At 65.8% G+C, this 15,642-nt stretch carries 15 protein-coding genes; 6 read left to right on the plus strand and 9 right to left on the minus strand.

The window, feature by feature from the left end; all coding sequences use genetic code 11:
* Window positions 1-540: 540 nt before the first annotated feature.
* Window positions 541-999, minus strand: a complete 459-nt coding sequence (locus tag ABIE58_RS03215; protein WP_354543241.1) for a GatB/YqeY domain-containing protein — start codon at window positions 997-999, stop codon at window positions 541-543.
* Between the two features lie 152 nt (window positions 1,000-1,151).
* Between ABIE58_RS03215 and carA the strand changes: the two genes are divergently transcribed.
* Entirely contained in the window at window positions 1,152-2,300 is a 1,149-nt protein-coding gene (gene carA, locus ABIE58_RS03220; protein ID WP_354543242.1) for a glutamine-hydrolyzing carbamoyl-phosphate synthase small subunit, read from the plus strand.
* Between the two features lie 107 nt (window positions 2,301-2,407).
* Window positions 2,408-4,342 (plus strand): glycosyltransferase, encoded by a 1,935-nt coding sequence (locus ABIE58_RS03225; RefSeq protein WP_354543243.1) that lies wholly within the window; start codon window positions 2,408-2,410, stop codon window positions 4,340-4,342.
* Here ABIE58_RS03225 and ABIE58_RS03230 read toward each other — a convergent pair.
* Window positions 4,283-4,927 carry a GntR family transcriptional regulator gene (locus ABIE58_RS03230; RefSeq protein WP_354543244.1) on the minus strand — a complete coding sequence of 215 codons (645 nt, stop codon included), beginning with the start codon at window positions 4,925-4,927 and terminating at the stop codon, window positions 4,283-4,285. The genes ABIE58_RS03225 and ABIE58_RS03230 overlap by 60 nt on opposite strands.
* 105 nt (window positions 4,928-5,032) lie before the next feature.
* Here ABIE58_RS03230 and ABIE58_RS03235 point away from each other — a divergent pair, with 105 nt between their 5' ends.
* The 3 genes from ABIE58_RS03235 (at window position 5,033) to ABIE58_RS03245 (ending at window position 7,198) form a co-directional block, all read left to right on the plus strand.
* Window positions 5,033-5,677: a pyrimidine 5'-nucleotidase gene (locus tag ABIE58_RS03235; protein ID WP_354543245.1), complete on the plus strand. Its 645-nt coding sequence runs from the start codon at window positions 5,033-5,035 to the stop codon at window positions 5,675-5,677.
* A gap of 85 nt (window positions 5,678-5,762) precedes the next feature.
* Entirely contained in the window at window positions 5,763-5,969 is a 207-nt protein-coding gene (locus ABIE58_RS03240) for a hypothetical protein (protein WP_354543246.1), read from the plus strand.
* Between the two features lie 26 nt (window positions 5,970-5,995).
* On the plus strand, window positions 5,996-7,198 hold the full coding sequence (locus tag ABIE58_RS03245) for a UbiH/UbiF family hydroxylase (RefSeq protein WP_354543247.1): 1,203 nt from the start codon (window positions 5,996-5,998) through the stop codon (window positions 7,196-7,198).
* A gap of 105 nt (window positions 7,199-7,303) precedes the next feature.
* Here the strand turns inward: ABIE58_RS03245 and ABIE58_RS03250 are convergent, their stop codons facing one another.
* Complete coding sequence (locus ABIE58_RS03250) at window positions 7,304-8,704, minus strand: LysM peptidoglycan-binding domain-containing protein (protein ID WP_354543248.1); 1,401 nt, start codon at window positions 8,702-8,704, stop codon at window positions 7,304-7,306.
* Window positions 8,705-8,804: 100 nt separating this feature from the next.
* On the opposite strand from ABIE58_RS03250, the gene ABIE58_RS03255 reads away from it, so the two are divergent.
* Window positions 8,805-9,356 (plus strand): LOG family protein, encoded by a 552-nt coding sequence (locus ABIE58_RS03255; protein ID WP_354543249.1) that lies wholly within the window; start codon window positions 8,805-8,807, stop codon window positions 9,354-9,356.
* On the opposite strand, the gene rarD is transcribed toward ABIE58_RS03255, so the two are convergent.
* The 6 genes from rarD to ABIE58_RS03285 form a co-directional block, all read right to left on the minus strand.
* Window positions 9,317-10,213 (minus strand): EamA family transporter RarD, encoded by an 897-nt coding sequence (rarD, locus tag ABIE58_RS03260; protein ID WP_354543250.1) that lies wholly within the window; start codon window positions 10,211-10,213, stop codon window positions 9,317-9,319. The two genes, ABIE58_RS03255 and rarD, sit on opposite strands and share 40 nt — an antisense overlap.
* 101 nt (window positions 10,214-10,314) lie before the next feature.
* Entirely contained in the window at window positions 10,315-10,914 is a 600-nt protein-coding gene (locus ABIE58_RS03265; protein ID WP_354543251.1) for a superoxide dismutase, read from the minus strand.
* 107 nt (window positions 10,915-11,021) lie between these two features.
* Window positions 11,022-11,591, minus strand: coding sequence for a sarcosine oxidase subunit gamma (locus ABIE58_RS03270; RefSeq protein ID WP_354543252.1), 570 nt, complete (start codon window positions 11,589-11,591; stop codon window positions 11,022-11,024).
* Complete coding sequence (locus ABIE58_RS03275; protein WP_354543253.1) at window positions 11,584-14,604, minus strand: sarcosine oxidase subunit alpha family protein; 3,021 nt, start codon at window positions 14,602-14,604, stop codon at window positions 11,584-11,586. The genes ABIE58_RS03270 and ABIE58_RS03275 overlap by 8 nt, the downstream gene beginning before the upstream one ends.
* 62 nt (window positions 14,605-14,666) lie before the next feature.
* Entirely contained in the window at window positions 14,667-14,996 is a 330-nt protein-coding gene (locus ABIE58_RS03280) for a sarcosine oxidase subunit delta (RefSeq protein ID WP_354543254.1), read from the minus strand.
* A complete protein-coding gene (locus tag ABIE58_RS03285) occupies window positions 14,990-15,634 on the minus strand; it encodes a hypothetical protein (RefSeq protein ID WP_354543255.1) in 645 nt (214 codons plus the stop codon). Before ABIE58_RS03285 ends, ABIE58_RS03280 begins: the two co-directional genes overlap by 7 nt.
* Between the last annotated feature and the right edge of the window lie 8 nt (window positions 15,635-15,642).

Raw genomic sequence — 15,642 nt, forward strand, 5'->3', positions numbered from 1 at the left:
CGCAATCAATGAAAAGGCCCCGGCATCGTGCCGGGGCCTTTTTGGTAGAGGGTTGTTGATTTTTGGGGCATCCCCCGCTCAAGGATTGACCACCGGTGCTCGCCGATGGTCGACACCTGACAGAAATGGCCAAATTCCGTGCGGGGGAACGCTCAGGGCCTCGAGGGGACGTTGACGGTTTCAGAGATGAGCCGCGCGGTGCCCGACCGCGGGTGGGCGCTGCAACGCTTGTGGGGCGCGCCTTATGGCGGCCAAATACTGCAACGATTGCGCGGGTGATATAGGTTGCAAAAGCGCCCGCCCGTCACGCCAAAGGCGTGCCAACTATAAGCGGCGCACCTTTGGTGCGACGGGGCGGTCGGGCGCTGCGCGGCGGCGTGCGGGGCACGCCTCTATTCCGCGCAAGGGGGCTTTGCCTTGAACGTCCGCTTCAGGCCAATCCCGACGCTTTCCCCACCGAACCGCATGGCCGGATCATCATCGGGCAAGACCTGTCAGATACCATCCGCCAAAACCAGCCGCGCCCAATCACGTATCGCGCTACCCAAGCCGGTCCTTGACCTGCGGGCCCACCGTGCCGAAATCCATCTGTCCGGCATGGCGCTCCTTGAGCTTGCCCATGATCTTGCCCATGTCTCTGATCGAACTGGCCCCGACATCGGCAATCGCGCGGTCGATGGCGGCCTTGATCTCCTCCGCGGTCAACTGGCGCGGCAGGAAGTCCTCGATCACCGCGATCTCGGCGCGTTCGCGTTCGGCCAGATCGACGCGCCCCCCCTCCTCGTAGGCGCGCACGCTCTCATTGCGCTGCTTGACCATCTTGGCAAGGATCGCCCGTATCTCGGTATCGCCAAGCGCGGGCGCGTCATCCGATCCGCGCGCGGCAATCTCCTGATCCTTGATCGCCGCATTGATAAGCCTCAGGGTCGCCAGGCGCGCCTGCTCCCTGTCCTTCATCGCCTGCTTCAGCGCCTGAGCGATCCGGTCGCGTAAGTCCATCTGGTCCATCCCCGTGACCGTTTCCAGCCCCCGATCTTAACGGCAGGGCACCGGCGTGACAACCACCCTGCCCGGTTCATCTGCCGGGTTGACCCCGGCAGGGGCTGGGCCTAGTTATGCGCCGATTTACCCCGAGTCCGGAGACCGCCACGATGGCCCATGCGACACGCCCCCGCCCGACCGCCTGCCTTGCGCTGGCCGATGGCTCGCTCTTTTACGGCCACGGCTTCGGGGCGGTGGGCGAGACGGTGGCGGAGCTGTGTTTCAACACCGCGATGACCGGCTATCAGGAGATCATGACCGATCCGTCCTATGCCGGGCAGGTCGTCACCTTTACCTTTCCGCATATCGGCAATACCGGCGTGAATGCCGAGGATGACGAGACGCTTGCGCCGGTGGCGGCGGGGATGGTTGTCAAGTGGGACCCGACCGAGCCATCGAACTGGCGCGCCGAGGAGCATCTCTCGACATGGCTGGCACGGCGCGGGCGCATCGCCATCGGGGGCGTGGATACGCGGCGGCTCACGCGGGCAATCCGGCAGCAGGGCGCGCCGCATGTCGCGCTGGCGCATGACCCTTCGGGCAATTTCGACGTGGGCGCGCTGGTGGCGAAGGCGCGCGGCTTTGCCGGGCTGGAGGGGATGGACCTCGCCCGCGAGGTCTCCTGCACGCAATCCTACGCCTGGGACGAGATGCGCTGGGCCTGGCCCGAGGGCTATGCGCGCCAGGCCGAGGCGCGCCACAAGGTGGTGGCGGTCGATTATGGGGCCAAGCGCAACATCCTGCGCTGCCTGGCGAGCGCGGGCTGCGAGGTGACGGTTCTGCCCGCCACCGCGACCGCCGAGGATGTGCTGGCCCATTCCCCCGACGGCGTGTTCCTGTCCAATGGCCCCGGCGATCCGGAGGCGACGGGCGCCTATGCGGTGCCGATGATCCGCGGCGTGCTCGAAAGCGGCCTGCCGCTTTTCGGCATCTGCCTCGGGCACCAGATGCTGGCGCTCGCGCTTGGTGGCAAGACGGTCAAGATGAACCACGGCCATCACGGTGCCAACCATCCGGTCAAGGATATGGAGACCGGCAAGGTCGAGATCACCTCGATGAACCACGGCTTTGCCGTCGATGGCCAGAGCCTGCCCGAGGGCGTGATCGAGACGCATGTCTCGCTTTTTGACGGCTCCAATTGCGGCATCCGCCTCAGGAATCGGCCGGTCTTCTCGGTGCAGCACCACCCCGAGGCCAGCCCCGGCCCGCAAGACAGCTTTTACCTTTTCGAGCGTTTCGCGGCCTCGATGGCCGGGTAAGCCGTGCTTTCGACGGATTTTTCCAGCGGCGTTAACCGCTTGTTAAAAGTTCGTTAACCCTCCGCCCGCTACCCTCGGCCCAACGGGACAAGCAGCGGAGAGCGGGCATGGGCATTTCCGAGTTGCGTCAGGGCGGGTTTGGCCGCCGGGGGCCGGCGGCTCGCCCACCCGCCGGTCAGCTGGGGCGCGATCTTGTGCGCCGGGGCGTCATAAGCGATGCCGATGCCACGCTGGCGGGCCTAGTGCAGCGGCGCTGCGATACCTCGCTCGACCGGATCCTGATGGCCGAGGGGCTGGCGCAGGAGGATGACCTGCTCGCCGCCCATGCACGGCGCATCGCCGGGCGGCGGCTCGACGGGGGCGCGCTGGCCGAGATGCCGCCGGTCGAGACGGGGCTTGATCCGCGCCTGCTGCTCAAACATGGCGCGGTGGTGCTGCGCGACAGCGACGGCCAACCCCGCATCATCAGTGACGGATCAGAGCCGATTGGCGCGCTGCGCGCCGCGCTGCCCCCTGATCTGGCCGCCGCGAACCGGCTCGTCGCGCCGCGCGCGGCGATACAGGACCGGGTGGCAGGGCTGCACCGCGACGCCTTGCGCGACATGGCCGCCGCGCGCACGCCCGAAAGCGAAAGCTGCCGCACTTGGGATGCACAAACCGGCACACGTCTGCGCGCGACCGCGGCGGCGCTGGTGGTGATCGTGGCGCTGTGCATCGCCTTTCCCGTCATGGTGTTCGGCACGCTGGCGCTCTGGGCGGTGCTGACGCTGTTGGTGGCGGCGGGGCTCAAGACGGCGGCCTTTCTCGCCGCCATGCGCGACGCCCACCCGATCCCCGCCCCCCTGCCCGACATACCGCTGCCGCGCGTCTCGATCCTCGTGCCGCTCTTTCGCGAGACCGAGATCGCGCATGCGCTGGTGGCGCGGCTCTCGCGGCTGACCTATCCCAAATGCCTGCTCGACGTGATCCTGGTGCTGGAGGAAGAGGACAAGCTCACCCAAGAGACCCTCGCCAGCATCGACCTGCCCCCCTGGATCCGGCCCGTGGTGGTGCCCGACGGCCAGCCCCGGACCAAGCCGCGCGCGATGAATTACGCGCTCGATTTCTGCCAGGGCGAGATCATCGGCATTTTCGACGCCGAAGATGCGCCCGAGCCGGACCAGATCACCCAGGTGGCCCGCCGTTTCCAGAGCGCGCCGCGCGATCTGGCCTGCCTGCAAGGGGTGCTCGATTTCTACAACCCGCGCCAGAACTGGCTGGCGCGGTGCTTTACCATCGAATACGCCACATGGTTTCGCACGATCCTGCCGGGCATGGCGCGGCTCGGCCTCGCGCTGCCGCTGGGTGGCACCACGCTCTACATGCGCCGCGACGTGCTCGAGGAACTGGGCGGCTGGGACGCGCATAACGTGACCGAGGATGCCGATCTGGGCTTTCGCCTCGCGCGCCACGGCTGGCGCACCGAGATGATCGGTACCGTCACCGGTGAGGAGGCCAATTGCCGCGCCTGGCCCTGGGTCAAGCAACGCTCGCGCTGGCTCAAGGGCTACATGACCACATGGCTTGTGCATATGCGCGCGCCCCGCAGGCTCTATGCGCAGCTTGGGCCACGACAGTTCTGGGGGTTTCAGGCGCATTTCGTCTCGGCGGTGAGCCAGGTTCTGCTCGCGCCGGTGCTGTGGTCCTTCTGGCTGGTGCTGCTGGGGCTGCCGCATCCGCTTGATCCGGTGATGACGCGCGGCACGATGGCGACCATTGGCGTGCTCTTTCTCACGGTGGAGGCGATCAATATCTGCATCCATGCACAGGCCGTCTCGGGGCCGCAGCACCGCCACCTGATGCGCTGGACACCGACCATGCATTTCTATGCCCCGCTGGCGGCGGTGGCCGCCTACAAGGCGCTTTATGAATTGATTTTCAAACCGTTTTTCTGGGACAAGACGGCGCATGGCCTGTCGGTGGCCGCCGCCGGGAAGCGGCGCTCAGACGGTGGTCTTGATCTCGCCGGAATCAAGCTTGAGCCGGGTCACGAAGGCCTTTGAGATATGATCGCGGAGCGCCTTCGCGGCGGCGTCGCCGTCGCGGGTCTCTATGGCGGTGACGATGGCATCGTGTTCGGCCAGCGCATCCTCGCCGCGCCCCTCGGCGGCCAGCGACGTGGTCGCCAGAAGCGCCATCGAGCGATGCACGAGATCAAGCTGCTGCACAAGAAAGCGGTTATGCGAGGTCAGGTGGATCTGCTTGTGAAACCGCCGGTTGGCGCGGGCAAGATCCTTGGGGCGGTGCAAAAGCGCGCGGTCATCCTCGACCATGTCGCGCAGCACGCGCATTTCCTCGGGCGTCGCGTGCATCGCGGCAAGGCGCGCGGCCAGCCCCTCAAGCTCGGCGCGCACGGTATAAAGCTCTGAAAGCTGGTTGTAATCGAGCGAGGCCACGATCAGGCTGCGCCCGTCGCGCGTCAGCATGGATTGCGTCTCAAGCCGCTGGAGCGCCTCGCGGATGGGCGTGCGCGACACGCCGAAGCGCTCGGCCAGGTCGCTCTCCACGAGGCGATCACCGGGCTTGAACACGCCCGAATCGATGGCATCGAGGATCAGCGAATAGGCGTCAGTGCTTGGCGGTTTCATCTTTGCGCGGTCCTTTATCCCGATGGTGCAGCACCTTACGCGCTTTGACCGGGTGATCAAGGGCGGGCGATTGCGCTTTGCCGCCGTGTCGGATACGCGAGCGGCATGGCCAGACAGCATTTCACCCATGTCACGACATGGGTTTTTGACCTCGATAACACGCTCTACCCGCCGCAGGCGCGGCTCTTCGATCAGATCGAGGCGCGCATGACCTCTTATGTCATGGAGGCGCTGCGCCTGGACCGCGTTGAGGCCGACCGCCTGCGCCACGCCTATTGGCGCGAGCATGGCACCACGCTGGCCGGGCTGATGCGGTGCCACGATCTCGATCCCGGCCCCTATCTGCACGCGGTCCACGATATTTCGCTCGACCACCTGGAGCCGGACCCGGCGCTTGCGGGCGCGATCCGCGCCCTGCCGGGGCGCAAGATCGTCTATACCAACGGCTCGGGCGATTATGCGGCGCGCGTGGTCGCGGCGCGCGGGCTGAAGGGCCTCTTCGATGCCATCTACGGGGTCGAGCACGCAGGCTATCGCCCCAAGCCCGAGGCCGATGCCTTTGCCGCCGTGCTGACGCGCGACGGCTCCGAGGCCGGACGCGCGGCGATGTTTGAGGATGATCCGCGCAACCTTGCCGCGCCGCACGCGATGGGGATGCGCACCGTGCATGTCGCGCCCGCGCCTGTCGAGGCCCCGCATATCCACCACCATACCGACGATCTGGCGGGCTTTCTCGCGCGGCTGGTCTGACGCCTGCGGCGACACGTCCCTTTGCACCGGGCGCGCGCGCCCCATATCTGAGCCTCACAATCATCTATTGCAAAAGGACCACCCGATGAGCCTGACCGACACCCACGCCCCCAGCGACGCCCCCGTCGAGGGCGAACGCGCCACGGTGTTGCGCATCTTCCTGAGCCTCGCCGTCTTTGTCGCAGGCTGGGCGACAAGCGTTGCGATCTGGGGGATTCCGGGGCTTTATATCCCGGCACTGGCGCTGGTGCCGGTGATCTGGGCGGCGCTTCTGTTGATTTCGCGCGGCTGAGGCCGCGCTGCACGAAAGGCGGGCATATGGTGGGCGAAAACGTCGATATCGTGATCTCGGGCGGGGGTGTTGCGGGTCTGACGGCGGCGGCGGTGTTCGGGCAGGCCGGGTTCTCGGTCATCTGCGTCGATCCCGCGCCGCCGGTGACCGCGCGCGATGCCGAAGGATCGGACCTGCGCACCACCGCCTTTCTGCAACCCGCGCAGGCGCTCTTGGCGCGCGCTGGGCTGTGGGAGCGTCTGGCCCCCCATGCCGCGCCCTTGCAGATCATGCGCGTGGTCGATGCCGGTGGCGAGGTGCCCGAGCCGCGTATCGCTCGCGAATTCGACGCCGCCGACATTTCCGACAAGCCGTTCGGCTGGAACCTGCCCAACTGGCTCTTGCGACGCGAGATGGTGGCGCATCTCGAAACCTTGCCCTCGGTCAGATTCCGCCCCGGCACCGGCACCACGACGCTGTTTACCCGCGAGCGCGAGGCGCGCGTCGGGCTGTCGGACGGCACGCGCGTGCACGCGCGGCTGGTGATCGCCGCCGATGGCCGCAATTCACCGATTCGCGAGGCGGCGGGTGTTGCCGTGAAAACAACGCGTTACGGGCAAAAGGCGCTGGCCTTTGCCGTGACGCACCCGATCCCGCACCACAACGTCTCGACCGAGATCCACCGCTCGGGCGGGCCGTTCACGCTGGTGCCGCTGCCCGATTTCGAGGGGCGGCCGTCCTCTGCCGTGGTCTGGATGGAGGAAGGGCCCGAGGTGGCCCGCCTTGCCGCGCTGCCGGTGGCCGATTTCGAGGCGGAGATGAACACCCGCTCGTGCCTGCTTTTCGGCCCGCTCACGCTCGCCTCGCGCCGGACCACCTGGCCGATCATCAGTCAGGTGGCCGAGCGGATGTATGCCGAGCGCGTGGCGCTCGTGGCCGAGGCGGCACATGTCGTGCCGCCCATCGGGGCGCAAGGGCTGAACATGTCGCTGGGCGATATGCGCGTGCTGCTGGAGCTGGCCGAGGCCGCGCCCGACCGGCTGGGCGACCGCGCGATGCTTGAGACCTATCACCGCCGCAGGCATTGGGAGGTGCGCGCACGCGTGGCTGGCATCGACCTCTTGAACCGCGCCTCGATGATGCGCGCGCAGCCCTTGCGCGACGCGCGCGCACAGGCGCTGGGCGCGATATATTCGCTGGCCCCGGTGCGCAAGACGCTGATGCAGATGGGGCTTGGCGCGCGGGGCTGAGGGGGCGCTGTTGGTGGTGAGCCGCCAGTGACGGCGCAGCCCCCTTGCGCGGCATCAAGGGCGTAGCCTGCTGCGCGCACGCCCCCGAAACCGGCCCGGAACGCCCTATTGCGGCAGTTCGAACACCTGGCCGGGATAGATCAGGTCGGGGTCGCGGATGCGGTCGCGATTGGCCTCGAAGACGCGCACGTAAAGCACCCCCTCGCCATAGGTCTCGCGCGAGATCGCCCAGAGCGTCGAGCCGGGTTGCACCGTCACCACCGACATGCGGGGCGGGCGCGGCGGGCCGTCTGTCGTGCCGCCTTGCGGGGAGTCCTGCGGGGCGAGTATCGCGACATCCTCGCGCTTGAACGGGGTCTCGACCCGCGAAACCACCGCGCCGCCTGCATCCACCTCGTCCACCCGCAGCGTGTAGATGCCGGTATCCACCTCCGGCAGCGCGCTGCGCCACGCGCCGCTTGCATCCACCGGCGCGGTCGTGATCGCGCGATTGTCGAGATAGATGCGCACGCGGGCATCTGCATTGCTCGCGCGGCCCGCAAGCTGCACCTCGCCCGCCTCGGAATAGCTGATCGCGTCAAGCGCCACCTGCGACATCACCTGCGGCCCCGGCCCGGCAGGGGCCTGCAACACGCGCACGCCCGAAGCATCCGACAACAGCACCGTGGGGGCAGAGGGCGCGGGGGTGGTCGGCGCGGGTTGCGCGACCGCCGTCCCGGCCTCGGCGGGCGGCACCGTGTCGGGAATGGTGGCGGGGGCCTCGGGGGCGGCAGGCGCGCTCGTGGCCAACTCGGGCGCGGCAGGATCGGGCACGTCTGCCGCCACCTCCTGCGACGCCCCGCCCCCGGTCTCGGTCTCTGCCTCTGCCTCGGCCTCGGGCTGTGCCACCGCCTCGGCAACGGCCTCGGGCTGCGGGTCCGGAACCGGTGTCGGCGCGATCAACACCTCGTCGGGTGAGCGGATCACGCGGCCATCCTCGAGCAGCAATTCCAGCCCGAGCACCCGCACCGCATCGCTGGGCGGCAGATCGAGAAAGGCCACGAACTTGCCCGCGCCATCCGCCTCTGTCGTGCCAAGGCGCGCATCATCCACGGTCACCGCCACCCGGCCCCCCGGCACCGCGCGCCCGGCCACCAGCATCTGCCCGCCCGGATCGAGCCGGAACGTATCCAGCGCGGGCGGATCAGGCGGCGGCACCGCCTGTTCCTGCGCGGTGTCCTGCGCGCTGTCTTGCTCCGGCGCAGGCGCAACGGCACTCTTCGGCGCAGCGGGCGCAGCGGGGGGGGGCGCGGCCTGTTCCGGCGCGGCCTCCTCGGCCCGCTGCGGCGCGGCGGGCGCATTTGCGGTCGTCTCGGGAGCCACCGGCGCCTGCACCCGCGGCACCTCTGGCGCGGGTGCCGAGGAATTGCCGCCCGACAGATACACCCCAAGCGCCACCGCAGCCGCCACTAGCGCCGCCCCGACCCCGATCCCGGGACCTGCCCCCATACCGGCGAATTTGCTCATCTATTCCGTCTTCCCCGTCCAGGGCCGCAGCCCGGTTGCCGGACCATAGCAACAAGGCTATCAGGGGTCAAAGCAACCCTTTGAGTAACGGGAGTTCTTCATGACGCACGCGGCGGTCTGTGTCTTTTGCGGCGCACGCGACGGGCACGACCCGGCCCATCTCGACGCCGCCGACGCGACCGGGCGAATGCTGGCCCGCGAGGGCTGGGAGCTGGTCTACGGCGCGGGCGATGTCGGGCTGATGGGGGCGGTGGCGCGCGCGGCGCAGGCGGCGGGTGGGCGCACGCTCGGCGTGATCCCCGAACACCTCGTGGGGCTGGAGCGCGGCAAGCGCGACCTCACCCGCTTTGTCGTCACCGAGACGATGCACGAGCGCAAGAAGGTGATGTTCATGAATTCCCACGCCATCGTCGTGCTGCCCGGCGGCGCGGGATCGCTGGATGAGCTGTTCGAGGTTCTGACATGGCGTCAGCTCGGCCTGCATGAAAAACCTGTGTTTCTATTGAATACAAACGGTTACTGGGACCCTCTCATGCAGTTGATCGAGCATGTCGTAGCCCACGGCTTTGCCGATGCGCGGCTGCGCGAGATGATTCAGCCGGTCGCGGATGTTCACAGCCTGGGCACCGCCCTGCGCGCCGCCCTGTCGTGACGCAGGCTGGCGGTGGTATAGATCGCCAGCGCCGTCCAGATCATCCCGAAGGCCAGCGCGTGCCACTGGCTGAAAGGCTCAAGAAACCAGAAGGTTGCAACGAGAAATTGAAGTGTCGGATTAAGGTATTGCACCAGTCCCACCGTGGCTAGCGCAATCCGCTTGGTGGCATAGCTGAACATGATGAGCGGCGTGCCGGTGAGGATGCCGGAAAAGGCCAGCAGCGCGCTGTCGCGCCAGTTCACGCCGAACGCGCCATGACCGTCGGAATGGACATACCACAGCACCGTGAGCGCGATCGGCGACAAGAGCAGCACCTCGGCGGTGACAGAGACCACCGGCCCGACCGATAACCCCTTTTTCACAAGCCCATAGAGGCCAAAGCTTGACGCGAGGATAAGCGCGATCCAGGGCGGCACACCCAGCCCGGCGGTCAATGTCACCACCGCGCAGAGCGCCAGCGCCACGGCGAAAAGCTGTGCCCGGCCAAGCCGCTCGCGGAACGCGATAGCCCCCAGCAGCACCGCCACCAGCGGAAAGATATAGTAGCCGAGCGAGGCCTCCATCGCGCGGCCGATCTGGATCGAGGTGATGAACACGAACCAGTTGGTCGAGATCATCAGCGCGGCAAACCCGATGGCCAGCACCGAACGCCGCCCCGCCAGCGCCCGACCCAGCAGCGAAATCCGCCCCTGCACCAGCAGCACCAGCGCGAAGAAGGCACAAGACCACAGCGTGCGATGCGCCAGAATCTCGATGGGCGGGATATGCGCCAGAAGCTTGTAATAGATACCCGACAGCCCCCACACCGTGCAGGTGGCGACCATCGCGATGATCCCCTTGGTCGCCTCGCGCATCCCGTGTTCCTCCGCTTGTGCCGTGATGGCACGAAAACGCCCCGCCCGAAAGAGACGGGCGGGGCGCGCAAACCGGCTATGCGCCGGGATCAGGGCTTGGCTCAGAGCCGCGAGGCGACGTTTTCCCAATTCACCAGGTTGTCGAGGAAATTGGTGAGATAGGCAGGCCGCTTGTTGCGGAAGTCGATATAATAGGAATGTTCCCACACATCGCAGCCCAGAAGGGCCGTCTGACCGAAGCAGAGCGGGTTGACGCCGTTCTCGGTCTTGGTGACCTTGAGGCTGCCATCGGTATCCTTGACCAGCCAGCACCAGCCCGAGCCGAACTGCCCGGCCCCGGCGGCGGAAAAATCTTCCTTGAATTTCGCCACCGAGCCAAAGCTCTCGGTGATCGCCTTTTCAAGCGCGCCGGGCATGCCCGTGCCGCCCGGTGCCATCATCTCCCAGAACTGGTTGTGATTCCAGAATTGCGAGGCATTGTTGAAGATGCCCGACTGCGCGACGGCCTTGGGATCGTAGGTGCCCTTGATGATCTCTTCGACGGGCTTGCCATCCCATTCGGTGCCGGCCACGGCCTTGTTGCCGTTGTCGACATAGGCCTTGTGGTGGATGTCGTGGTGATATTCGAGCGTCTCGCGGCTCATGCCGTAATCGGCGAGCGCGTCGTGGGAATACGGAAGATCGGGAAGTTCAAAGGCCATGTGGTCCCCCTGTTCGTTAGCGTTGAAACCTATGCCGATACATGGTGGCGCGCGCGTGCAAAGGTCAACCCCGCGCGCCCGTGTTTTTCTGTCGGGAATGGTGCCGATCAGCCGTAAACCCCCACCTCTCCCCCCGGAAGGGCGGCGGTTTTCAACAGGTTAAAGGCATAATCGGCGACCGATCGGAAACAGATCAGATGAAAGGTGCCCGCGTCATCCAGCCAGAAGGCGGCGGGGATTTGTGCCATTCGGGTGCGGCGGAACATGCCGGGGGTGAAGGCGTGCGGCGCAAGATCCACCGGGCAGAGCTTGGCCAGCACCTCGCGCGCGCCCGCGCCCGAGATACGCAGGAAGCAGCGTGCATCCGAGACGTTGACCGCGAGGAAATGCTGGCCTTTGAGGGCCTCTTCCAGCGTAGCGATGGTCTGCGTCACTTCCGTATAGGCGCAGATCAACAGCAACTCATCTGGCGACATCCAGAGCACGGCACAGCCCTGCCCCATCAGCGCCTGACGCTGCGCCGGGATGCCAAGGCCCACGGCCTTCTTCACCGCCGCCATGACCTCTTTTGACGCCAGATCGCCGCGCAGGGTAATCATGCCGCAAAGGCCTGCATCCTCGATCAAGGCAAGCCCCTCATAACGGGCCCCGTTCAGGGCGGTCACGGCTTCAGACATTCTGCTTCTCCCCGTCCTTGTCGTAGAAAACCGGATCGACGATCCGCGCCTTGACGATCCCGCCATCAACCTTGGGAAACTCCAGCACCTCGCCCATGCGATCCGGGCCATGCAGGACCAGCCCCATCGCGATGCCACGGCCCAGCGTGGGCGAATGATAGGTCGAGGTCACGCGGCCCTGCACGTTGCGCTGACCATTGGCGTTATGGCCATCGGCGGTGGCATAGGCCCCATCGGGCAGGGTGGAGCCATCAAGCGTCTCCAGCCCGACCAGCTTCCAGCGGTTCGGATCGGCCATATGCTCACGCTCCTGCGCGCGCTTGCCGAGGTAATCCTCTTTCTTCTTGGAAATCGCCCACTGCATGTTGAGATCCTGCGGAATCACCGTGCCATCGGTCTCGTCCCCGATCATGATGAAGCCCTTCTCGGCGCGCATAACGTGCATCGCCTCGGTGCCGTAGGGGGTGACACCGAATTCCTCGCCCGCCTCCATCAGCGCATCCCAGAGCGCGCGGCCGTGGCTTGCGGGCACCGAAAGCTCGAAGCTCAGCTCCCCGGCAAATGAGATGCGGAACACGCGCGCCGGGATACCCGCCACGGTGATCTCGGTCCAGCCCATGAAGGTCAGCGCCTCGGCGCTGATATCGTCATCGGTCAGCTTTTGCAGCACCTTGCGCGAATTCGGCCCGGCGACGCCCACCTGCGCATATTGCTCGGTGACATTGGCGGTATAGACCTTCCAGTCCCACCATTCGCATTGCAGCCAGTCCTCCATATGGCCGTGGATCGACTCGGCTCCGCCAGTGGTGGTGTGGACAAGGAACGTGTCGTCATCCAGACGCGCCACCACGCCGTCATCCATCAGGAAACCGTTCTCGTTGCACATGAGGCCATAGCGGCAGCGCCCCGGCTTCAGCGTGCTCATCATGTTGGTATAGAGCATGTCCATGAAGCGGCCCGCATCCGGCCCCTTGACGATGATCTTGCCGAGGGTCGAGGCGTCGAGCAGTGCAAGGCTTTGTCTCGTCTGCCTGATCTCGCGGGCCACGGCCTCGTGACGCCCCTCTTCACCCTTGGGAAAGCAATAGGGCCGCCGCCATTGGCCGACCGGTTCGAAATCGGCACCGTTGGCCTCGTGCCAAGCGTGCATCGGCGATTTGCGGAGCGGCTGGAATATCTCGCCCTTGGCCTCGCCCGCGATCGACGAAAGCGAAATGGGTGTATAGGGCGGGCGAAAGGTGGTGGTGCCGGTCTGCGGTATCGGCTGACCCAGCGCATCCGACAGGATCGCCAAGCCATTGATATTGCTCAGCTTGCCCTGATCTGTGGCCATGCCGAGCGTGGTGTAGCGCTTGGCGTGCTCGACGCTCTCATAGCCCTCGCGCGCGGCGAGTTGCACGTCCGACACCTTCACATCGTTCTGGTAATCGAGCCAGGCCTTCATCCGCAGCTTGTAGCCCGCGCCCTGCGGCATGAGCCAGACCGGCTCCATCGCCGCCTCGGGCGATGTGCTCGCGTCGGGGGCCTTGCCCTTGGGGGTGTGGCCGGTGGCCTTTGCGGCGGCTTGGCCTGCGGCGTGGGCGTCAGCGACAACGCTGGCCAGATCGCCCGCGCCATTGGCCGCGCCTGCGGGGATGACAAACGCCTCGCCCCGCGCGCCGCGCGGCGGGTTGGCCGGGTCGGGACGGAAATGGGCCTGTGCCTCGTCCCAGAGGAGCTTGCCACCGCAATGCGACCAGAGGTGCACCACCGGCGACCAGCCGCCCGACATGGCGACAGCATCGCAGGCGATCTCTTCCAGCGCCGCGCCCTCGCCCGCCTGCGCGCAGATGGCCACGCCGGTGACGTGCTTGCCCCCCTTGACCTTGGCAATGCCCTTGCCGGTCTCGACCCGGATGCCAAGCGCGCGCGCCTCGTCGGCCAGCGCGCCCCCGCCCGTTTGGCGGGCATCGAGGATGACGGGGATGTCCAGCCCGAGCTTTTTCAGCGTGATCGCGGTGCGGTAAGCGTCGTCATTGTTGGTGACAACCACGGTGCGATCACCGATGGAGACGCCATAATCCACCGCGTAATCGCGCACCGCCCCTGCGAGCATCACGCCGGGAATGTCGTTGCCGGCAAAGCTCAGCGGGCGCTCGATGGCGCCGGTGGCAGTGACGATCTGGCCTGCGCGGATGCGCCACAGACGGTGGCGGGGGGCGTTGGTGCCCGGTGCGTGATCGGCGACACGCTCATAGCCAAGCGCATAGCCGTGATCGTAGACCCCTGCGCCCATGCAGCGATTGCGCAGGGTGACGTTGGGCATGTCTTGCAATTTTGCAATGGTGGCGGCGATCCAGTCAGCGACCGGCTGGCCATCCACCTCGCCGCCATCCCCATGATAGTCCACGGGCGCGCGGCCACCCCAATGGGCGGTCTGCTCGATCAGCATGACCTTCGATCCGGCCTCCGCCGCCGCCGCTGCGGCTTGCAGCCCGGCCACGCCACCACCCACCACGAGCACGTCGCAGAAGTAATAGAAATGCTCATAGCGGTCCGGGTCGCCGGGATTGGACGCACGGCCCAGACCCGCCGACTGGCGGATGAACGGCTCGTAGACATGTTTCCAGAACGGGCGCGGGTGGATGAACATCTTGTAGTAAAAGCCCGCGGGCAGGAAGCGCGCGAAGGCCGTGTTGACCGCGCCCACGTCATAGTCAAGGCTCGGCCAGTGGTTCTGGCTCACGCAGGTGAGGCCGTCGAACAATTCGGTCGTGGTGGCGCGCTGATTGGGCTCGAACCGGGTGCCCTCGCCCAGCCCGACGAGCGCGTTGGGCTCCTCCGCGCCGGAGGCCACGATGCCGCGCGGGCGGTGATACTTGAACGAGCGGCCCACCATCATCTGGCCATTGGCCAAAAGCGCCGAGGCGAGCGTATCGCCCGCGTGCCCGCGCATCCGCTTGCCGTTGAAGGTGAAATCCTGCGTGCGGCTGCGGTCGAGAAGGCGGCCGCCACTGGCCAGTCTGGTGCTCATGTCTCAGGCCCTCTTGCCCGTTTCGGGCGTCGTGTTGTGGATATTTTCGGCAAGATGAAGGCTCATGCGAAGCCTCGCCATGTCCAGCCGGGGCGCTTGGCGGTGATCGCCTCGCGGATATGTTGCGGCGGCTCGTGGGTCTGGGCGGGATAGGTGCCGTAGACCTCCAGCGTGACGGTATCGCGCGCCATGATGAACCACTTGCCGCAGCCATTGTTGTGCCGCCAGCGCTCGAAATGCACGCCCTTGGGGTTTTCCTTGGCGAACATGTAGGTGTGGAAGTCGTCATCCGACGCGCCGGGGCCGTGGCGCACGAGATGCGCCTCGCCACCTTGGTGGAATTCGGTCTCTTCGCCGGTGGTGCCGCAGCAGGGGCAGGTGAGGATTAGCATGGTGTGGCTCCATGTAGCTTGCCGTCGATGTCGGTTGCAAAATCCTGAAGGAAAGAGAAGTAATCGCCGAGGAAGGTTTCTTGGACAACGATTTCTTTTAAGTCCTCGTGCCCCTCCACCTCGTCTAGAAACACCGGGCTTAGATTGGCAGCTAGCAAAGTCTTCTCGTCGTCATCACTGTCCGTTTGATTCACAAGCGCACATTGGTGCACGATTTTGTTACGCGCAATACGATAGTAATTGAGCTTCTCGAAACTCTTTTCTGAAAGAGAGCCTTCTTCCGCTTGAAGATTTAACGCCTCCAGCAGCTTTAATTTCAAATACGAAAACTTCGATTTCGGGTTGCATCCCGGCACTCTTAAAACAAGAAAACGCTCTACCGCTGAATAGCCAGAAGCAAATAGCGTTCTTCGGGCTATGCGCAATCTTTGCTTGTCTTTCATTTCCATGAACCGCTGATAGCTGATACGTTCAGAGATACCGGGTGCTGGCCGTGGTTCCTCACCGAGGGGATTTTGAAACATAATCGAATATGTTTCAAAACTCCTGCTAACATCCTCATTTGTCGACTTGAGCTTACGCCTAATCGCACTCGCCAAGTCGGCAAGTTCACCAAGAGTAATAAGCGCCTGCTCCATTTCGCGCG

The organism is Roseovarius sp. MBR-78, from assembly GCF_040547535.1.
Taxonomy (GTDB): Bacteria; Pseudomonadota; Alphaproteobacteria; order Rhodobacterales; family Rhodobacteraceae; genus Roseovarius.